Raw genomic sequence first — 19,881 nt, forward strand, 5'->3', positions numbered from 1 at the left:
CATAAAGGGTCAGTCCTCCAGTGCGGCGAGGCCGGGGAGCGTCTTGCCCTCAAGGTATTCGAGGGAGGCGCCGCCACCGGTCGAGATGTGGCCGAATGCGTTCTCGTCGAAGCCCAGGGTGCGCACGGCCGCGGCGGAGTCGCCGCCACCGACCACGGTGAAGCCCTTGGAGTCGACGAGGGCCTGGGCGACCGCCTTGGTGCCCTCGGCGTAGTCGGGGTGCTCGAAGACGCCCATGGGGCCGTTCCAGAAGACGGTGGCGGCGTCGGCGAGCTTCGAGGCGTACAGCTTGCGGGTCTCGGGACCGATGTCCAGACCCTCCTGGTCGGCGGGGATGGCGTCCGCGGCGACGGTCGTGGGGTTGGCCGGGGCCTTGGTCTTCAGGTCCGGGAACTCGGTGGAGACCAGGACGTCGACCGGCAGGACGATCTCGACGCCGTTCTTCTCGGCGCGCTCCATGTACTCGGTGACGGCCGGGATCTGGTCCTCCTGGAGGAGGGAGATGCCGACCTCGTAGCCCTTGGCCTTGAGGAAGGTGTAGGCCATGCCGCCGCCGATGAGGAGGCGGTCGGCCTTGCCGAGCAGCTGGTCGATGACGGCGAGCTTGTCGGAGACCTTGGCACCGCCGAGGGCGACGACGTACGGGCGCTGCACATCCTCGGTGAGCTTCTTGAGGACGCCGACCTCGGTGGCGATGAGGTGGCCGGCGTAGTGCGGCAGGCGGGCCGGAAGGTCGTACACCGAGGCGTGCTTGCGGTGCACCGCGCCGAAGCCGTCACTCACGTACACGTCGGCGAGGGCGGCGAGCCGGTCGGCGAAGGCGCCGCGCTCGGCGTCGTCCTTGCTGGTCTCTCCGGCGTTGAAGCGGAGGTTCTCGACGACCGCGACCCGGCCGTCGGTGAGGCCGGAGACGACGGCCCGGGCGGACTCGCCGACGGTGTCGGTCGCGAACGCCACGTCGGCGCCGAGGAGTTCACCGAGGCGCGCGGCGGCCGGGGCGAGGGAGAAGGCGGGGTCCGGGGCGCCCTTGGGGCGGCCCAGGTGCGAGGCGACGACCACGCGGGCGCCCGCCTCGGCCAGCGCCTTGACGGTGGGCAGCACGGCGCGGATGCGGCCGTCGTCGGTGATCGTGGTGCCGTCCAGCGGCACGTTCAGGTCGGCGCGGACGAAGACCCGCTTGCCGGCGACGCCTTCGGAGAGAAGTTCGTCGATCGTCTTCATGAAGGGGACTCCCGAGGAGGGCTCGTGATCGCTCGAAAGCGCTCGTGATCCAACAGGTCTGAGCTGCACGTGAGTCAGGGCTCGGACGGCGCGTCGCTGCGCCGCCCGAGCCCTGCTCTCACATCAATGCGCCTGCTCTGGATATCAGAGCTGGTTGCCGACGAAGACCGTGAGGTCGACGAGGCGGTTGGAGTAGCCCCACTCGTTGTCGTACCAGCCGATGACCTTCACGTTCTTGCCCTCCTGGACCATGGTCAGGGAGGAGTCGAAGGTGCAGGACGCCGGGGCGTTGACGATGTCCGAGGACACGATCTCGTCCTCGGTGTAGTCGAGCAGACCCTTGAGCTCACCCTCGGCGGCCTTCTGGAAGGCGGCGTTGACCTCTTCCTTGGTGACCTCACGGCCGAGCTCGACGACCAGGTCCGTGACCGAGCCGGTCGGGACCGGGACGCGCATGGCGATGCCGTCCAGCTTGCCCTTGAGCTGCGGCAGGACCAGCGCGGTGGCCTTGGCGGCACCCGTGGTCGTCGGGATGATGTTCTCCGCGGCGGCACGCGCGCGACGCAGGTCCTTGTGCGGGAAGTCCAGGATGCGCTGGTCGTTGGTGTACGCGTGCACCGTGGTCATCAGGCCCTTGACGATGCCGAAGTTCTCGTCGAGGACCTTCGCCATCGGCGCCACACAGTTGGTGGTGCAGGAGGCGTTGGAGATGACGTGGTGGTTCGCCGGGTCGTACTTGTCGTGGTTGACGCCCATCACGATGGTGATGTCCTCGTCCTTGGCCGGAGCCGAGATGAGGACCTTCTTGGCGCCACCGGCGAGGTGCTTGGCGGCGTCTTCCTTCTTGGTGAAGATGCCGGTCGACTCGATGACGATGTCGACGCCCAGCTCGCCCCACGGGATGTCGGCGGGGTTGCGCTCGGACAGGACCTTGATGGTCTTGCCGTCGACCGTGATGGTGTCGGCGGTGTGGGAGACCTCCTGCTTGAGGCGGCCCAGAATCGTGTCGTACTTCAGCAGGTGAGCGGTGGTCGCAGTGTCACCCAGGTCGTTGACAGCCACGATCTCGATGTCAGCACCCTGCTCCAGCAGCGCGCGGAAGTAGTTGCGACCGATACGACCGAAGCCGTTGATGCCTACGCGGATCGTCACGAACCGATCTCCTCGTTGGTACGCCGGCCATGCGGTGCCGGCGAGCTCTGTTTGGGATGTCCCCGACCGCCTACGACCCTACCTCTCTGAGGCCGCCGTGGTGACATCCAGATGCCTCATACACGGCACGGCGGCCCGTACCCGCCAGTAGGGGTACGGACCGCCCGGCCCGGAAGCCCGGATCACTCGATTCGGTCACTCTGTGTTGCGCACAGTTGACCTCGGCGTGTCACTCGTCAAGTGAGTCGAGGGCCTTTCCGATGAGCGCCGTACGGTCGGCCGCCGCGGGGACGTGCTCCAGGCCGAAGCCCAGCAGCACGGTGTCGTCCGTGGTGACCGCTCCGTACGTCTGGAACAGCGCTCCGGTGCGCGCCCAGTCCTTGAGGACGGCCGGGCTGCCCGCGGGCGGTCCGGCCACCTTCCAGGCGCCGAGCGACGTCTCGAAGCCCTCCGTCTCGGTGGCCGTACCACCGACGACGAGGGAGGCCGCGTCCGCGAGGACACCGTGGCCGCCGAACGCCGGGTCGCTGACATAGCTGATCGAGACCTCGACCGACTTGCCGGCGTACGCGCTCAGGTCGAACTCGACCTGCTGCCAGCCCGAGGAGGCACCGGTGAGGGCGTTCCACGAGCCGCTGGTGCCGGTCGCGGTGCAGCCGCCCGCGGCCACCGTGAGGTAGTGGCTCAGCCAGGGGTGCTCGCCCACGTAGTACCCGGCCTCGCAGTCCGCAGGCACGGTGGCGCTGGTGGCGCCGCCCGCCTCGGGCAGCGTCGTCCAGTCGCCGGCCCCTGTGGTGTGGGCCTCGACCAGGACGTTGTCGTAGCCGGGCTCGACGTCCCACAGCAGCTGGGTGCGCAGCGTGGGCTTGTCCGCCGCGCTCACTCCGGTGAGGTCGACGGTCCTGGTCAGCCGCTTGTAGGCGTCGTTGGTGTGCACGGCGGCCGCCATGTAGGAGCCCGCGAACGGTCCGTACGGGTTGACGGTCCCGGCGAACTGGCCCGCGCCCGCGCCCGCGAACTGCGGGTACTTGTCGGCGGGCAGTTCGTCCGAGGTGACGGAGTACGTCCCCGCCTTGTCCAGCGGGTTGCCGGTGGCGTCACCGAGCGCTCCGGTGAAGCCGCCGAGCCTGCCGGAGCCGGTGAAGCCGGTGGCCCCGGGGGTCGACGTACGCGAGTAGGCGCCCAGGTAGTACTGGCTGAAGTCGTTCGACAGGGTGCCGCCGCCGAGGTCCACGCTGCCGCCGGCCTGCTCGCCCGCCTCCATCAGCCTGCCGCCCTCGTTGAGGTAGGCGCGCAGCTGGAGCTGGGTGGCGTTGCCGGGGACGTTCGCGCCGGTGTAGTGGACGACTGTGTCGAAGTGGCCCAGCACGCCGAGCGCGTCGGGCGCGCCCTGAGCGGCGACGTCCCAGACGATCGCCTTGTGGCCGTTGGCCTTGAGCGCGTCGACGTACTTCTGCGCGTGCGTGGCGGTGGCGCCTTCCTCGGCGACCACGAGCACGTCCGCGCGCGGCCGCTCGGCCACGGTGTACGTGAAGTGCTTGCTGGAGACCTTCTTTCCGCTCCTGGTCTCGCCGGTGAACCACACCTCGACCTTGTCGCCCGGGTCGCCGTCGGCGACCTTGGCGCGGTACTCGTCGAAGTAGAGGTTGTCCTCACCGCCGTACGTCTCGCCGCCCTTCCAGGGCCTCAGCCGCATGTCCTCCGTACGGCCGCCGTTGACACGGTACTTGAGCTCCTTGTCGCGCACGGACTTGCGGACGACGACGGAGACCTCCTGGTCGGCGCCGCGGGAGTACGACGTGGTGAACGGCGCCGGGGTGAAGTCGGCGGCGCTCAGGCCGACCGAGGAGGATGGCTGGTCGGGGTGCGCGGCGGACTCGGCGACGGAGAGCGCGAACGGGATGTTCTTGGCGAACTCCTGCTGGATCAGCTTCTCGTCGTCCGGGAAGTTGAAGACCGACTGGCAGTCGGCCGCGTTCCACTGGTCGTTCGGGTCGATGTCCGACGCGGTCTGGCAGGTCGACATCTCGGGCGTGAACATCGCTATGCCGTTGACGTTCGACGCGTGGCCGTCGGCCTCGCCGTTGGTGGTGTACAGCTCCGAGGAGACCTGCGGGTGGTAGCCGGGGACCGCGGGGTTGTCCGGCGTGCCGGCGAGCGCCTCGTAGAGGACGTCGTCCGGGGTGTCGGTGGCGACCTGCCAGCCGACGCCATAGAGGATGAGTTCGGCCGCGGAGTGGTAGTTGATGCCGTACTTGAAGCCGATACGGCGCTCGAAGGCGTCCAGCGCCTTCGTCTCCGGCTCGGAGCTCGGGGCGGCGCCGCGGTAGGTCTCGCTGGTGGGGTTGGGGGACGAACCCTCGTCGTCGTAGCCCCACTTGTAGGTGAAGTTGCGGTTGAGGTCGACGCCGTCGCCGACGCTGATGGCGCCGTCGCCGTTGTTGTCCCGCAGGTTCTTGCGCCACAGGCGGGTGCCGGAGTCCCGGAAGGTGTGGTCGTAGCCGTCGGGGTTGGCCGAGATGACGAACCACAGCTCGGTCGAGTCGACGATCTTCTTCACACGCTTGTCGGTCCTGTAGTTGTCCAGGTAGTGGTGCATCAGCCGCCGGGTCATCTCCGGCGTGATCCACTCGCGCGCGTGCTGGTTGGACAGGTAGAGGACGGCAGGCTTGGAGCCGTCCTTCGTCTTCTTGGCGTTCTTGGTGAGCTTGAGCGCCAGGATGTCCTGGCCGTTGACCGACTTGCCGATCGAAACGACCTTGGTGAGGCCGGGGTGCTCCTGCCCGGTCCGGACGATCTCCTCCTTCAGGCCCCCGCTGCCGCTGTACGGGCGGTATACACCCTCGGCGGCCTTCTCGGTACGGGCCTCGGCCCTGGCGGACAACTCGTGCTCGGTGAGCTCGACGCCCTGCTTCTCCAGCTTCTTGGCCTGGTCGTCGGTGAGGTAGACCTCGACGGTGGCCGTGCCCTTCTCGGGCGCCTGCTCACTGAGTTCGTGGCCGTCCTGGCCGGCCGCCAGCAGCAGGGGTATCTGCTTCTTGGTGACCTCGGCTCGGAACACCTTGAGCTCGTTCGAGTCGGTGTCCTGCGAACTTCCGTGCTGGGCCTGGGCGATGGGTGCGATGCTCGCTCCGCCTATCAGGAGCGCGCCGACAGCGAGGATCGATCTCGCTCTGTGTCTCATGAACCCCCCTAGCAATGGTCCGCCACAGCAGCGAACACATGCCAGGCTCATGACAGTTCATGATCGAGTCAAGGGTGCGGCACGACGCGGAAAGCGCCGGTGCCGACCGCCCAAGTGGGCGGTCGGCACGGCGCTTTGGCTCCTGCGGTACGACCGTGTCGTCGTGCCATACGACCGTGCCGTCGTGCCGTACGACCGTGTCGTACGGCTCCTCAGCCTGCGAGGTTGTCCGCCAGCTCCTCGGTGAGGTTGGCCTCCGTGCCCGGAATGCCGAGGTCCTGGGCCCGCTTGTCGGCCATGGCGAGCAGGCGGCGGATACGGCCGGCGACGGCGTCCTTGGTCAGCGGCGGGTCGGCGAGCGCGCCCAGCTCCTCCAGGGAGGCCTGCTTGTGCTCCATGCGCAGGCGTCCGGCGGCGGCGAGGTGCTCGGGGACCTCCTCGCCGAGGATCTCCAGGGCCCGCTGGACCCGTGCCCCGGCGGCGACGGCCGCGCGCGCGGAGCGGCGGAGGTTGGCGTCGTCGAAGTTGGCGAGACGGTTGGCCGTGGCCCGCACCTCGCGGCGCATCCGGCGCTCCTCCCAGGCCAGCACGGACTCGTGCGCACCGAGGCGGGTGAGCAGGGCGCCGATCGCGTCGCCGTCGCGGACGACCACGCGGTCCACGCCGCGCACCTCGCGGGCCTTGGCGGCGATCGACAGCCGGCGGGCGGCGCCGACCAGCGCGAGCGCGGCCTCGGGACCCGGGCAGGTCACCTCCAGGGAGGAGGAGCGGCCGGGCTCGGTGAGCGAGCCGTGCGCCAGGAAGGCTCCGCGCCAGGCGGCCTCGGCGTCGCAGGTGGCGCCGGAGACCACCTGCGGGGGCAGGCCACGGATCGGGCGGCCCCGCCCGTCGACCAGGCCGGTCTGGCGGGCCAGCTGGTCACCGCCCGCGACCACCCGCACGACGTAGCGCGAACCGCGGCGCAGTCCGCCCGGCGCCATCACGATCAGCTCGGAGCTGTGGCCGAAGATCTCCAGGATGTCCCGCTTGAGCCGGCGGGCCGCCATCGCGGTGTCCAGCTCCGCCTCGATCACGATGCGCCCGCTCACCAGGTGGAGGCCGCCGGCGAACCGCAGGATGGCGGAGACCTCCGCCTTTCTGCAGCAGGTCCGGGTGACGGGGAGCCGGGAGATCTCATCCTTCACCGCTGCCGTCATCGCCATGGGCCGATCCTTCCATGCATCCGAAAAATACGGTCGTACGCGGCGGCGAGGAGCTCCGGGTCATGCCGGGGCGTCCCGTCCGTCCGGGCCACCGGGGCCAGCTCGACCGCGGCCCCGAGCCGCTTGGCGGCCTCGGTGAGGACATCGCTGTCGGGCACGGCGGCCTCGTCGGCCAGCACCACGTCCAGGGCGAGTTTAGGGGCGTGTCGTCCCAAAACCTCCAAATGACGCTGCGGGGAGAAGCCTTCGGTTTCCCCCGGCTGCGGGGCGAGGTTCAGGGAGAGTACCCGGCGTGCCTTCGTCTCGGTGAGGGCGTCCAGGAGTTCGGGCACGAGCAGGTGCGGGATGACCGAGGAGAACCAGGAGCCCGGCCCGAGCACCACCCAGTCCGCGTCCCTGACGGCGGCGACGGCCTCCGGAACGGCGGGCGGGTCGTGCGGCACGACCTGCACCGACTGCACCTCGCCCGGGGTGAGGGCGACGGTGGCCTGGCCCCGGACGGTGTCGACGTCGTCCGGCCGGTCCGGGTCGTGCCCCTTGACCAGGGCCTGCAGCTCCAGCGGTACGGCGGACATGGGCAGCACGCGCCCGTGCGCGCCGAGCAGTCTGCCGACCAGGTCCAGGGCCTGGACGTGATCGCCGAGCTGTTCCCACAGGGCGACGATCAGCAGATTGCCGACCGCGTGGTCGTGCAGGTCGCCCTGGGAGTGGAAGCGGTGCTGGATGACGCGGGCCCAGGTCTGGCCCCAGTCGTCGTCCCCGCACAGCGCGGCCAGCGCCTTGCGCAGGTCGCCGGGCGGCAGCACGCCCAGCTCGTCGCGCAGCCGGCCGCTGGAGCCGCCGTCGTCGGCCACGGTGACGACGGCGGTGAGGTCGCCGGTGATCCGGCGCAGCGCGGCGAGCGAGGCGGACAGGCCCATGCCGCCGCCGAGGGCGACGACCTTGGGCTGGGCGCCCCGGCGGCGTGGTCGGCCGCCACGGGTCTCGGCGGGCCGGCCGCCACGTCCCTCGGGCACCACCCGGCGCAGCCTGCTCAGCCGCGGAGTACGTCCGGTCATTCGCGTCCCATGTCCCGGTGCACGACCACCGTCTCCACACCCTCGGCCGCGAGGCGCGCGGCGAGCTTCTCCGACATGGCGACCGAGCGGTGCTTGCCGCCCGTGCAGCCGACGGCGATCGTCACATAGCGCTTGCCCTCACGACGGTAGCCCGCGGCAACCAGCTGGAGCAGCTCGGCGTACCGGTCGAGGAACTCCTTCGCGCCCGGCTGGTTGAAGACGTACGCCGCGACCTCCTCATGGACGCCGGTGTACGGGCGCAGCTCCGGAACCCAGTGCGGGTTGGGCAGGAAGCGCATGTCCACCACCAGGTCGGCGTCGACCGGGAGGCCGTACTTGAAGCCGAAGGACATGACCGTGGCCCGCAGCTCGGGCTCCTCCTCGCCGGCGAACTGGGCGTCCATCTTGGCCCGCAGCTCGTGCACGTTCAGGCTGGAGGTGTCGATCACCAGGTCGGCGTCGCCGCGCAGCTCGCGCAGCAGCTCACGCTCGGCGGCGATGCCGTCGACGATGCGGCCGTCGCCCTGGAGGGGGTGCGGGCGGCGCACCGACTCGAACCGGCGCACCAGGGCGTCGTCGGAGGACTCCAGGAAGACGATCCGGCGCGTGACGCCCCGGCTGTCGAGCTCGGCGAGGGACTCGCGCAGGTTGTCGAAGAAGCGGCGGCCACGGACGTCGACGACCACCGCGATCCGCGCCACATTGCCCTGGGAGCGGGCGCCGAGCTCCACCATGGTGGGGATCAGCGCGGGCGGGAGGTTGTCGACGACGAACCAGCCGAGGTCCTCCAGACACTTGGCTGCCGTCGAACGGCCGGCCCCGGACATGCCGGAGATGATCACCAGCTCGGGGATGGCCGACTCGGGGACCCCGGCTGCGTCGATGCCCGTACTCACCTGTGCTCCGTCTTCCTGGCGTGCGTCCTGCTGGGTGAGATCCTGGCCCGTCTCCTTGTGGGTTTCCTGAGCCTCCTGATCTCGCTCGGCTGCTGGCTGTGTGTCGTGCTCGCTCATCTCTCCTGCCCCCGTCGTTCGTCCGGGGCGCCCGCGGACACGGGCTCCCCCGAGGTCTCCGCCGTCGTATCGGATTCCTCGTCTTCCATGATCTCTCCTGTCGCCGTGTTCACGGCGGGCGCGGCCGGGGCCGCCTGGGCGAGGGCAACGGCGATCGTCTCGGCCGTCTTGCGGCCTATCCCCGGAACCTCGCAGATCTGGTCGATCGTCGCGGCTCGCAGCTTCTTCACCGAGCCGAAGTGCTTGATCAACGCCTGCTTGCGAGTCTCGCCGAGGCCGGGGACGTCGTCCAGCGGGCTCGACCGGAAGCGCTTGGCGCGCTTGGTGCGCTGGTAGGTGATCGCGAAGCGGTGGGCCTCGTCCCGGACGCGCTGCAGCAGATAGAGACCCTCGCTGGTGCGGGGCAGGACGACCGGGTCGTCCTCGCCGGGCAGCCAGACCTCCTCCAGACGTTTGGCCAGGCCACAGACGGCGATGTCGTCGATGCCGAGCTCGTCCAGGGCCCGCTGGGCGGCGGCGACCTGCGGCTGCCCGCCGTCGACGACGACGAGCTGCGGAGGGTAGGCGAAGCGCTTGGGGCGGCCGTCGTCGTCCTTGAGGCCGTTGGTGAGGGGGGCGGAGCTGGTGTCGGTGAGCGGTTCGGAGGATGCGTCGGCGGGGTGGTCCGAGGAGGCGTCGGTGAGGCGGGCCGCGGAAGCGTCCGGGAGGCGGGCCGAGGAGGCGTCCGTGAGGGTGTTCTCGCCGTCGGCCCACTCGCCCGTCCGCTCCTTCTCGGCGAGGTAGCGCTTGAAGCGGCGGGTGATCACCTCGTGCATGGAGCGGACGTCGTCCTGGCCCTCGAAGCCCTTGATCTGGAAGCGGCGGTACTCGCTCTTGCGCTGCAGCCCGTCCTCGAAGACCACCATGGAGGCCACGACGTCGTCGCCCTGGAGGTGCGAGATGTCGTAGCACTCGATCCTGAGCGGGGCGCTGTCCAGGTCGAGGGCCTCGGCGATCTCCTCCAGGGCACGCGAGCGCGTGGTCAGGTCGGAGGCGCGCTTGGTCTTGTGCAGGACGAGTGCCTGCTGGGCGTTGCGCTCGACGGTCTCCATGAGGGCGCGCTTGTCGCCGCGCTGGGGGATGCGCAGCGAGACGTTCGAACCGCGGCGCCCGGACAGCCACTCCTGGACGGGCTCCACGGGGTCGGGCAGGGCCGGGACGAGGACCTCCTTGGGCACGGCGTCCCCGGTCTCCTCGCCGTACAGCTGCTGGAGGGCGTGCTCGACGAGAGCGCCGGTCGTGATCTCCTCGACCTTGTCGGTGACCCAGCCGCGCTGGCCGCGCACGCGCCCGCCACGGACGTGGAAGATCTGCACGGCCGCCTCCAGCTCGTCCTCGGCGACCGCGATGAGGTCGGCGTCGGTCGCGTCGGCGAGCACGACCGCGTTCTTCTCCATGGCCTTCTTCAGCGCCTCGATGTCGTCGCGCAGGCGGGCGGCCCGCTCGTACTCCATCTCGTCGGCGGCCTCCATCATCTGCTGCTCGAGGCGGCGGATGTACGTGCCCGTGCGGCCGGTCATGAAGTCGCAGAACTCCTCGGCCAGTTCACGGTGCTCCTCGGCGGAGACGCGCTCCACGCAGGGCGCCGAGCACTTGCCGATGTAGCCGAGCAGACAGGGGCGGCCGGTGCGGGAGGCGTTCTTGAACACGCCGGCCGAGCAGGTGCGGACCGGGAAGACGCGCAGGAGGAGGTCGACGGTGTCGCGGATCGCCCACGCGTGCGCGTACGGTCCGAAATACCTGACGCCCTTCTTCTTGTGACCGCGCATCACCTGCACCCGCGGGAACTCCTCGTTCATCGTCACCGCGAGGTACGGGTAGCTCTTGTCGTCGCGGTACTTGACGTTGAACCGGGGGTCGTACTCCTTGATCCAGGAGTACTCCAGCTGCAGGGCCTCGACCTCCGTGGACACGACCGTCCACTCCACGGACGCGGCCGTGGTGACCATCGTGCGGGTGCGCGGGTGGAGGCCGGCCAGGTCCTGGAAGTAGTTCGCCAGGCGCTGGCGCAGGCTCTTCGCCTTCCCTACGTAGATCACCCGGCGGTGCTCGTCGCGGAACCTGTACACCCCGGGGGAGTCCGGGATCTGTCCCGGCTTGGGGCGGTAGCTGGAGGGATCGGCCATGTCTCACACCCTACTGGCGAGCGGTGACAGTCCGGCGGGGCTGTGGACAACGCCCGGGACTCCCGGCTCAGCGGTCCACGACCCACGCCACGCCGGGCGGCGGCACCCCCTGTTCCAGCACGTGACGGGCGCTCCGAGGGCCTCTGCGAGCGGGACGGTGTCCACGTCCGGGTAGGTGTCGTCACGATCTTCCCACCCCCGTCGGAGCCATGGCCCCCGATCACCACGGAGCCGGGTCTGTGATCGGCACCACGTCGACGGGCCCGAAGCCCCCACTGTGACCTGAGGTGGACCATCGCGACTCGGCCAGGAGTGCGCCGCTGTCGGGCGCCAGGTGTTGTCGGGGCTTGGTCAACACGCTTCAATGCGGGGGAACTCGGGGCCGGTAACCACGGCGTACGGATGTGAAGCCCCCTGCCACGCCGACGGGGTGGGCCCCCGACCAGCCGCGCGAACGGTCTGACCAGCCGTTGTGAACAACCACAGAGAGGCCCCTGCATGCCGCACGCCACACAGGAAGCGGACATCGCCACTGCCGCCACCGCGGAACTGCACACGGCCCTGCGAGGCGGCCCTTTCCACGTCGCCCTGCGCGCCGCGATAGCCGCCCGGGGACTGCCGCTGCAGCGCGTGCAGCACCATCTGTCCCGTCGCGGTGTGAAGGTCGGCGTCACCAGCCTGAGCTACTGGCAGCAGGGCGCCCGCCGGCCGCAGCGCCCCGAGTCGCTGCGGGCCGTACGGGCGCTGGAGGAGATCCTCCAGCTACCGGAGGAGTCCCTGATCCGGCTGCTCGCCAAGGCCGACGACCACTCCCATCTCCAGCGCCCGGCGGCCCGCTCGTACCGCTCCCTGGTGGAAGCCTCGGGCGTCCTGGAACGGCTGCTGACCGAACTGGACTGCCCGGTCGACGGCGGCCTGCACACCCTCGCCCACCACGAGCGGGTACGGATCGGCGCACGCCGGGAACTGTCGGGGCGCGAGTCGCACCACATCGTGCGCGCCCACAGGGACGGCGTCGACCGCTTCGTGGCCATCCACCACGGGGACCCGGGGTGCGTGCCGGAGCGCATGTCGGTGCGGGCCCTGGAGAACTGCCGCACGGGACGGCTCCGCTGGCACCACGACACCGGTGTCCTCGTGGCCGAGCTGCTCTTCGGCACACGTCTGCGGGCCGGCGACACCTACCTCTTCCGTTACGGCATCGACGACGGCACGGCCGACGTGTCCCACGAATACGCCCGCGGTTTCCACCTGGCAGGCGGCCAGTACGCCCTCCAGGTCCGCTTCGCCGAGAACGCCCTGCCGCTCCGCTGCCACCGGTTCGCCCAGCACTCGGCGGCAGCGCCCCGCAGCGGCCGTCAGAACCTGGCCATCAGCGGGCCGCACCACTCGGTGCACCTTGTGGAGCCGCGGGTGCGGACGGGGATCGTGGGCATCGGGTGGGAGTGGGAGTGAGCCACCACTCCTGAGGACACCGGGGGCGGGATTCCGGAATCCTGACGAGCTCGCAGTACTTCCCTCTCAGGGAGCCGCCCTCGGCCCCGTCGGCCACCACGTTCAGGGCCGGTACCGACGTCACATTCCCTTTCGGCAGGCCGGGCACGGGACGTAAACGATTGCGCAAGCGTTTACGTCCTGCTCCGAATGGGATACGGTCCCGGCCAGAAGAATCGCGGCGGCCCCGGGAGGGGCACAGCGCAGGAAGGGGATCGCCATGGCGACCATGGCCGACGTCGCACGACGCGCCGGCGTGTCCGTGGCGACCGTCTCGCATGTGCTGAACGGCACCCGGCCGGTGCTGCCCCACACCCGCCAGGCGGTCCAGGACGCCATGGACGAGCTCGGCTACACGCCCAACACCCTCGCCCGTTCCCTGGTCACCTCCCGCACGCGGTCCATCGGGCTCGCGGTGTCGGCGATCAGCAACCCCTACTTCACGGAGATCCTCCAGGGCGTCGAGGCCGCGGCCCTGGAACACGGCTACAGCCTGCTCATCGCCGACCCGCACGACGATCCGCGACATGAACGCAAGGTCGTCCAGCTCCTGCACGAGCGCCGCGTGGACGGCATGATCGTCGCGCCCTCCGCGGATCCGCGCGAACTGATCGCCTACCTCGGGCGCCACAAGGTGCCGACCGTCTTCCTGGACCGCGTGGTCGACGCCCCGGCGGACGGCTCGCCGCGTTTCGACCAGGTCTGTGCCGACGGCGCCGAACCCGTGGCCCGGCTGGTCACCCATCTCGCCGGTCTCGGCCACCGACGGATCGGCATGGTCGCCGGCCGCCCCGGGCTCAGCACCACCGGCGAGCGGCTCGCCGGATACCGGGACGGCCTGGCGGCGGCCGGGCTGGCGTACGACGAACGCCTCGTGGTGCATGGCGACTCCGAGTCGGCCGGCGCCGAACAGGCCACCGCCGCCCTGCTGTCGCTCGCCCCGCCGCCCACCGCGCTCGTCACCGCCAACAACGCGATGACCATCGGGGCCCTACGCGCCCTGCGTGACCACGGTCTGTCCGTGCCCGACGACATCGCCCTGTGCTGCTTCGACGACTTCGCCTGGGCGGACCTGTTCTCCCCCCGGCTCACCGCGATAGCGCAGCCCAGCAGGGACATCGGCGCCCAGGCGGTCCGCGTCCTGCTGGACCGCCTCGCCGCTTCGGACGCGCCTGCCCGGACCGTGCGCCTTCCCTGCACCTTCATGCACCGCACCTCGTGCGGCTGTGCCGAACAGCCGGGACGGTCGGGACCGCCGGGGTCGCCGGATCAGCCGGGTCCGCCGGGACGATCGGGGCGGTCCGTGAGGTCCGAGCAGGGCGAGGGCGCGGTCGAGCCTCCGCAGTCCGACAGCCCCGAACCACCCTTGATGTCCGTGAAAGGAACCGCCTCGTGATCGTCGTCGCCGGTGAGGCCCTGATCGATCTGGTACCGCAGGGCACGGGCGCCCTCGCGGCTCTGCGGCCGGCGCTCGGCGGCGGCCCCTACAACACCGCCGTGGCCCTCGGCCGCCTCGGCTCCCCCACCGCCTTCTGCTCCCGCACCTCCTACGACGCCTTCGGTGAGGCCCTGCTCGACGGGCTGCGGGCGGCGGGGGTGGACGTGTCGGGCGTGCAGCGCGGTCCGGAGCCGACCACCCTCGCGGTCGCCACCGTCGACGCGAAGGGCTCGGCCGCCTACTCCTTCTACGTCGAGGGCACCGCCGACCGGCTCTTCACCGCGCCTGCGGAGCTGCCCGCGGCAACCCGCGCGGTGTCCTTCGGCACCTGCTCGCTCGTCCTGGAACCGGGGGCGAGCGCCTATGAGGAGCTGATGCGGAGCGCGGCCGCCCAAGGGGTGTTCACCGCGCTCGACCCGAACATCCGGGCGGGCCTGATCCCCGACCCGGACGGCTACCGGGCCCGGTTCAAGAGCTGGCTGCCGTCGGTGTCGCTGCTCAAGCTCTCGGAGGAGGACGCGCTGTGGCTGGGCGGCACCCCACGCGAGTGGCTGGCCGCGGGGCCTGCGGCCGTGGTGATCACGCAGGGCGGTGACGGGCTGACCGTCTTCACGGGGGACGGCGCGGTGCACTCCGTGCCGGGCGAGGAGGTCGACGTCGTGGACACGATCGGTGCCGGGGACACTGTGAACGCGGCCCTGTTGCACGGGTTGGCCGCCCAGGACGCCCTGTCCGCCGAGGCGCTCGTGGGACTGGGCGCCGACGGCTGGACACGGCTGCTGCGGTTCGCGGCGCGGGCAGCCGCGATCACCTGCTCCCGGGCGGGCGCTGAGCCGCCGTACGCCTCCGAACTGGGGGACTTCTAGGAGGCGTTCCTTTTCCATTGCGCTGTTGAGGAGTCAAGGTTCTTTGTCGCCCCGGGGGAGCGGGCGGCTGATGATGCAACGCGCGGCGCCCCGCGGGGAGTTCCCGCGGGGCGCCGCGCTTTTCAGGATTTGTTCGGCTCGTCGCTCGGGAGCCTCAGGCCTTGCGGGCTCGCGTCGTCTTCTTCGCGGGCGCCGTCTTCTTCGTGGCCCCGGCCGCCTTGTCGGTGGTCTTGTTGTTGACCGCCTTCGCGGTCCTGGCCGTCGCGGTCTTCCGCGCCGTCGACCCTGCCGCGACCGTCTTCTTGGCCGCCGTCTTGCGCGGGGCCGGCACCGAGGACGCGTCGCTGATCCGGTCGGCGCCGAGGATCTCGCGCAGGAACTTGCCGGTGTGGCTGGCGGGGACCCCGGCGACCTGCTCGGGTGTGCCCTCGGCGACGACGAGGCCACCGCCGGCGCCGCCCTCGGGGCCCATGTCCACGACCCAGTCGGCGGTCTTGATCACGTCGAGGTTGTGCTCGATGACGATGACCGTGTTGCCCTTGTCGACCAGGCCGGACAGGACCTTCAGCAGCTTGCTGATGTCTTCGAAGTGCAGACCGGTGGTCGGCTCGTCGAGGACGTAGACCGTGCGGCCGGTGGAGCGCTTCTGGAGCTCGCTGGCGAGCTTCACGCGCTGCGCCTCACCGCCGGACAGAGTGGTCGCGGACTGGCCGAGCCGGACGTAGCCGAGACCGACGTCGTTGAGCGTCCTGAGGTGGCGGTTGATCGCCGGGACGGCTTCGAAGAAGTCCATGGCTTCCTCGATGGGCATGTTCAGGACCTCGGAGATGGACTTGCCCTTGTAGTGGACCTCCAGGGTCTCCCGGTTGTACCGGGCACCGTGGCAGACCTCGCACGGGACGTACACGTCCGGGAGGAAGTTCATCTCGATCTTGATCGTGCCGTCGCCCGCGCAGTTCTCGCAGCGGCCGCCCTTGACGTTGAAGGAGAAGCGGCCCGGCATGTAGCCGCGGACCTTCGCCTCGGTCGTCTCGGCGAACAGCTTGCGGATGTGGTCGAAGACGCCGGTGTACGTCGCCGGGTTCGACCGCGGGGTGCGGCCGATGGGCGACTGGTCGACGTGCACGACCTTGTCGACGAGGTCGTCGCCGTCCACGCGCGTGTGCCGCCCCGGGACGTTACGGGCGCCGTTGAGCTCGCGGGCCAGGTGCGTGTACAGGATGTCGTTGACCAGCGTCGACTTGCCGGAACCGGACACGCCGGTGACCGCGGTGAACACGCCCAGCGGGAACGAGACGTCGATGTCCTGGAGGTTGTTCTCGCGGGCGCCGTGCACGGTGAGCTGCCGGGACGGGTCGTGCGGGCGGCGGATGTCGGGCAGCGGGATGGACTTCTTGCCGGACAGGTACTGGCCGGTCTGCGACTCGGCGTTGGCGAGCAGCTCCTTCAGGGAGCCGCTGTGTACGACCTTGCCGCCGTGCTCACCGGCGCCGGGGCCGATGTCGACGACCCAGTCGGCGGTCTTGATGGTGTCCTCGTCGTGCTCGACGACGATGAGCGTGTTGCCCATGTCGCGCAGCCGGACGAGGGTCTCGATGAGCCGGTGGTTGTCGCGCTGGTGCAGACCGATGGACGGCTCGTCGAGGACGTACAGGACGCCGACGAGTCCGGAGCCGATCTGGGTGGCCAGGCGGATGCGCTGGGCCTCGCCGCCGGAGAGCGTGCCGGCCGCGCGGTTGAGCGAGAGGTAGTCCAGGCCGACGTCGACCAGGAACCGCAGCCGCTCGTTGACCTCCTTCAGCACGCGCTCGGCGATCTTCTTGTCGCGGGCGTTGAGCTTCAGCTCGCCCAGGAAGTCGGCGCAGTCGCTGATGGACATCGCGGAGACCTCGGCGATCGACTTCCCCATGATCGTGACCGCGAGGACGATCGGCTTCAGGCGGGTGCCCTCACAGGTGGGGCAGGGCACCTCGCGCATATAGCCCTCGAAGCGCTCACGGCTGGCGTCGCTCTCGGCCTCGCTGTGCCGGCGCTTGACGAAGGGAACGGCGCCTTCGAAGGGCGTGGTGTACACCCGCTCGCGCCCGTACCTGTTCCGGTAGCGGACCTCGATCTGCGTCTTGTGGCCGTGGAGGAGGGCCTTCTTGGCGCGCTGCGGCAGGCCCGCGAAGGGGATGTCCGTCCGGAAGCCGAGCGCGTCCGCGAGGGCGCCGATCAGGCGGCCGAAGTAGTCCTTGGTGTGACCGTGCGACCAGGGGTGGATGGCGCCCTCGTCGAGGGTCTTGTCCGGGTCCGGGACGATCAGCTCGGGGTCGACCTCCATGCGCGTGCCGATGCCGGTGCACTCGGGGCAGGCGCCGAAGGGCGAGTTGAAGGAGAAGGAGCGCGGCTCCAGCTCCTCGAAGGACAGGTCGTCGTACGGGCAGTACAGGTGCTCGGAGTACATGCGCTCGCGCTCGGGGTCGTCCTCGGGGAGGTCGACGAAGTCCAGCACGACCATGCCGCCGGACAGGCCGAGGGCGGTCTCCACGGAGTCGGTGAGGCGGCGCTTGGCGGAGTCCTTCACCGTGAGGCGGTCGACGACCACCTCGATGGTGTGCTTCTCCTGCTTCTTCAGCGTGGGCGGGTTGGACAGCTGGATCGTCTCGCCGTCCACCCGCGCGCGGGAGTAGCCCTTGGTCTGGAGGTCCGCGAAGAGGTCGACGAACTCGCCCTTGCGCTCGCGCACCAGCGGCGACAGCACCTGGAAGCGGCTTCCCTCCGGCAGCTCCAGGACCCTGTCGACGATGGCCTGCGGCGACTGGCGCGAGATCGGGCGGCCGCACTCGGGGCAGTGCGGCTTGCCGATGCGCGCGAAGAGCAGACGCAGATAGTCGTAGACCTCGGTGATGGTGCCGACCGTCGAGCGCGGGTTGCGGGAGGTCGACTTCTGGTCGATGGAGACCGCCGGGGAGAGGCCCTCGATGAAGTCGACGTCCGGCTTGTCCATCTGGCCGAGGAACTGCCGGGCGTACGAGGACAGCGACTCCACGTAGCGCCGCTGGCCCTCGGCGAAGATGGTGTCGAAGGCCAGCGAGGACTTGCCCGACCCCGACAGGCCCGTGAAGACGATGAGCGAGTCGCGCGGCAGGTCGAGCGAGACATTCTTCAGGTTGTGCTCGCGCGCGCCACGGACGATGAGACGGTCGGCCACGCCGGTCCGCACCTTTCTTGAGAGAAGTGACAGGGGCGGGGCCCCCGTGCTTTCTCAGACTAGGGGGAGCCACTGACAACGCCGGTCGGATTCCCGAATGGGACAACAATCCCGGGCTCTCCAGCATGCCCGACGCCGAGACCGACCCTATAGCACGCGCATTCGATTTACGGCACCCGTTCACCACCTTCACCCAAAGGTGTGGCGGGGCTAGTGTCAGCACCATGATTGATCACGCTCGTGACCTGGTGTCTGTACGTGAAGCGACCGATCGGCTGCTCACCGCAGCGGCCAAACTGGACAACGCGTCCGTGGCCGAGCCGTCACGGCTCCCCGGCTGGACCCGCGGCCACGTCCTCGCGCACCTCGCCCGCAACGCGGACGCCCTCGTGAATGTTCTCGAAGGGCGCCCCATGTACGTCTCCGGCGCCGCCCGCGACGCCGACATCGAACGGGACGCCCCGCGCCCTCTCGAAGTCCAGCTCACCGACGTGCGCGAGAGCGCGGCCCGCTTCCAGGAGGCGGGAGCGGCGCCGGCGGACTGGTCGCGCACGGTGGAGCTGCGCAACGGGGTCACCGACGCGGCGGCCCGGGTGCCGTTCCGGCGATGGGTCGAGGTGGAGCTGCACCATGTGGACCTCGGGATCGGGTACGAGCTGGAGGACCTGCCGGCGGAGTTCGTGGAGCGGGAGATCGACTTCCTCGCGGCGCGGTTCACCGGGCACGCCGACGTACCGCCGACCCGTGTCACCGACGGCACGCGCGCGTGGCGCACGGGCCGGGAGGCGGACCAGCCCGAGATCACCGTCACGGGCCCCGCGCCCGACCTGCTCGGCTGGCTCGCCGGACGCCGCGACGGGTCCGGCCTGAGGGCGGACGGAGGCCCGCTGCCGGCGCTTCCGCCGCTGTAGTTCCTGGAAGGTCGCGGAGCGCTCTGCCGCTGCAGTTCCGGACGGTCCCGGAGCGCTCTGCCGCTGCGGCTCGTGGACGGTCCCCGAGCCCTCTGCCGCTATAGGCTGCCGCCATGACGTACAGCGGACAGGTGACCGTCGGCGGCCCCGCCGACGTGCACGAGCTCAAGGACCTGATGATCACCAAGATCGCGGTCGGCCCGATGGACAACAACGCCTATCTGCTGCGCTGCCGGGCCACGGACGAGCAACTGCTGATCGACGCCGCCAACGACGCGGACGCGCTGCTCGGCATGATCGGTGACGACGGCATCGCCTCCGTCGTCACCACGCACCGGCACGGCGACCACTGGCAGGCACTCGCCGCGGTCGTCGAGGCCACCGGCGCGCGCACGTACGCCGGCCGGGACGACGCCGACGGCATCCCGGTGCCGACCGACGTCCTGGTCGACGACGGCGACACCATCCGGGTGGGGCGCGTGGAGCTCACCGCGCGCCACCTGGTCGGGCACACACCCGGCTCGATCGCCCTGGTCTACGACGACCCGCACGGGCATCCCCATGTGTTCACCGGGGACTGCCTGTTCCCGGGCGGTGTGGGCAACACCCGTAAGGACCCCAAGGCGTTCGCCAGTCTGATCCATGACGTCGAGACGAAGCTCTTCGACGTCCTGCCGGACGAGACGTGGGTCTACCCGGGACACGGCAACGACACGACGCTGGGCGCGGAACGGCCGCATCTGCCGGAGTGGCACGCGCGGGGTTGGTGAGCACGGGGCGATCGAGCACTGAGCAGTCGAGCGCGCGCCATGCGCGCCCCGCGCACGCGCCCCGTGTGAATCGTTCACACGCGCTGGTGCCGTGCGCGCGCTCCCGGCGGGCGTAGTTGCGCAGTCAACTGGAAGCAGCCCCGCACAGGATGACGGCTCCTGAGCGGTACGGGCCGCCGGTCCCCTCAATCCCCGCCCTCGGCCGGCGGCCCCG

At 70.4% G+C, this 19,881-nt stretch carries 13 protein-coding genes; 5 read left to right on the forward strand and 8 right to left on the reverse strand.

The annotated features are described in order from the left end of the window. Positions 1 to 9: 9 nt before the first annotated feature. The 7 genes from AQI70_RS00985 to uvrC form a co-directional block, all read right to left on the reverse strand. Complete coding sequence (locus tag AQI70_RS00985; RefSeq protein ID WP_062142666.1) at positions 10 to 1,221, reverse strand: phosphoglycerate kinase; 1,212 nt, start codon at positions 1,219 to 1,221, stop codon at positions 10 to 12. Between the two features lie 144 nt (positions 1,222 to 1,365). Continuing rightward, positions 1,366 to 2,373: a type I glyceraldehyde-3-phosphate dehydrogenase gene (gene gap / locus AQI70_RS00990; protein WP_004002134.1), complete on the reverse strand. Its 1,008-nt coding sequence runs from the start codon at positions 2,371 to 2,373 to the stop codon at positions 1,366 to 1,368. 229 nt (positions 2,374 to 2,602) lie between these two features. Beyond that, the gene (locus AQI70_RS00995; protein ID WP_062142669.1) at positions 2,603 to 5,557 is read right to left on the reverse strand and encodes a M14 family metallopeptidase; all 2,955 of its coding nucleotides are present in this window, start codon (positions 5,555 to 5,557) and stop codon (positions 2,603 to 2,605) included. 212 nt (positions 5,558 to 5,769) lie between these two features. Continuing rightward, positions 5,770 to 6,759 (reverse strand): DNA-binding protein WhiA, encoded by a 990-nt coding sequence (gene whiA, locus AQI70_RS01000; protein WP_004002132.1) that lies wholly within the window; start codon positions 6,757 to 6,759, stop codon positions 5,770 to 5,772. Next, positions 6,750 to 7,817 carry a gluconeogenesis factor YvcK family protein gene (locus AQI70_RS01005; protein WP_062142672.1) on the reverse strand — a complete coding sequence of 356 codons (1,068 nt, stop codon included), beginning with the start codon at positions 7,815 to 7,817 and terminating at the stop codon, positions 6,750 to 6,752. Before AQI70_RS01005 ends, whiA begins: the two co-directional genes overlap by 10 nt. Beyond that, positions 7,814 to 8,830, reverse strand: coding sequence for an RNase adapter RapZ (gene rapZ, locus AQI70_RS01010; protein ID WP_062142675.1), 1,017 nt, complete (start codon positions 8,828 to 8,830; stop codon positions 7,814 to 7,816). The genes AQI70_RS01005 and rapZ overlap by 4 nt, the downstream gene beginning before the upstream one ends. Beyond that, positions 8,827 to 10,995 (reverse strand): excinuclease ABC subunit UvrC, encoded by a 2,169-nt coding sequence (gene uvrC, locus AQI70_RS01015; RefSeq protein ID WP_062142678.1) that lies wholly within the window; start codon positions 10,993 to 10,995, stop codon positions 8,827 to 8,829. The genes rapZ and uvrC overlap by 4 nt, the downstream gene beginning before the upstream one ends. Before the next feature lie 498 nt (positions 10,996 to 11,493). Here uvrC and AQI70_RS01020 point away from each other — a divergent pair, with 498 nt between their 5' ends. The 3 genes from AQI70_RS01020 (at position 11,494) to AQI70_RS01030 (ending at position 14,793) form a co-directional block, all read left to right on the forward strand. Further along, positions 11,494 to 12,450, forward strand: coding sequence for a hypothetical protein (locus AQI70_RS01020; RefSeq protein ID WP_062142681.1), 957 nt, complete (start codon positions 11,494 to 11,496; stop codon positions 12,448 to 12,450). Between the two features lie 259 nt (positions 12,451 to 12,709). Further along, on the forward strand, positions 12,710 to 13,885 hold the full coding sequence (locus AQI70_RS01025) for a LacI family DNA-binding transcriptional regulator (protein ID WP_062142684.1): 1,176 nt from the start codon (positions 12,710 to 12,712) through the stop codon (positions 13,883 to 13,885). After that, a complete protein-coding gene (locus tag AQI70_RS01030; protein ID WP_062142687.1) occupies positions 13,882 to 14,793 on the forward strand; it encodes a carbohydrate kinase family protein in 912 nt (303 codons plus the stop codon). The genes AQI70_RS01025 and AQI70_RS01030 overlap by 4 nt, the downstream gene beginning before the upstream one ends. A 154-nt stretch (positions 14,794 to 14,947) precedes the next feature. Here AQI70_RS01030 and uvrA read toward each other — a convergent pair whose 3' ends face one another. Then, on the reverse strand, positions 14,948 to 17,986 hold the full coding sequence (uvrA, locus tag AQI70_RS01035) for an excinuclease ABC subunit UvrA (protein ID WP_062142690.1): 3,039 nt from the start codon (positions 17,984 to 17,986) through the stop codon (positions 14,948 to 14,950). Positions 17,987 to 18,210: 224 nt separating this feature from the next. Here uvrA and AQI70_RS01040 point away from each other — a divergent pair, with 224 nt between their 5' ends. Together AQI70_RS01040 and AQI70_RS01045 are read left to right on the forward strand one after the other, a co-directional pair. Then, a complete protein-coding gene (locus tag AQI70_RS01040) occupies positions 18,211 to 18,897 on the forward strand; it encodes a maleylpyruvate isomerase family mycothiol-dependent enzyme (RefSeq protein WP_062142693.1) in 687 nt (228 codons plus the stop codon). A gap of 113 nt (positions 18,898 to 19,010) precedes the next feature. Beyond that, positions 19,011 to 19,667 (forward strand): MBL fold metallo-hydrolase, encoded by a 657-nt coding sequence (locus AQI70_RS01045; RefSeq protein WP_004002123.1) that lies wholly within the window; start codon positions 19,011 to 19,013, stop codon positions 19,665 to 19,667. Positions 19,668 to 19,881: the final 214 nt, after the last annotated feature.

Source organism: Streptomyces curacoi, from assembly GCF_001513975.1.
GTDB classification, from domain to species: domain Bacteria; phylum Actinomycetota; class Actinomycetes; order Streptomycetales; family Streptomycetaceae; genus Streptomyces; species Streptomyces curacoi.

Excerpts from the sequence above, each read along its gene's own strand:
- AQI70_RS01020 (WP_062142681.1), top strand. The coding sequence starts at position 11,494 with ATGCCGCACGCCACACAGGAAGCGGACATCGCCACTGCCGCCACCGCG.
- AQI70_RS00985 (WP_062142666.1), bottom strand. The coding sequence starts at position 1,221 with ATGAAGACGATCGACGAACTTCTCTCCGAAGGCGTCGCCGGCAAGCGG.
- AQI70_RS01025 (WP_062142684.1), top strand. The coding sequence starts at position 12,710 with ATGGCGACCATGGCCGACGTCGCACGACGCGCCGGCGTGTCCGTGGCG.
- rapZ (WP_062142675.1), bottom strand. The coding sequence starts at position 8,830 with ATGAGCGAGCACGACACACAGCCAGCAGCCGAGCGAGATCAGGAGGCT.
- AQI70_RS00995 (WP_062142669.1), bottom strand. The coding sequence starts at position 5,557 with ATGAGACACAGAGCGAGATCGATCCTCGCTGTCGGCGCGCTCCTGATA.
- whiA (WP_004002132.1), bottom strand. The coding sequence starts at position 6,759 with ATGGCGATGACGGCAGCGGTGAAGGATGAGATCTCCCGGCTCCCCGTC.
- AQI70_RS01045 (WP_004002123.1), top strand. The coding sequence starts at position 19,011 with ATGACGTACAGCGGACAGGTGACCGTCGGCGGCCCCGCCGACGTGCAC.
- uvrC (WP_062142678.1), bottom strand. The coding sequence starts at position 10,995 with ATGGCCGATCCCTCCAGCTACCGCCCCAAGCCGGGACAGATCCCGGAC.
- AQI70_RS01040 (WP_062142693.1), top strand. The coding sequence starts at position 18,211 with ATGATTGATCACGCTCGTGACCTGGTGTCTGTACGTGAAGCGACCGAT.
- AQI70_RS01005 (WP_062142672.1), bottom strand. The coding sequence starts at position 7,817 with ATGACCGGACGTACTCCGCGGCTGAGCAGGCTGCGCCGGGTGGTGCCC.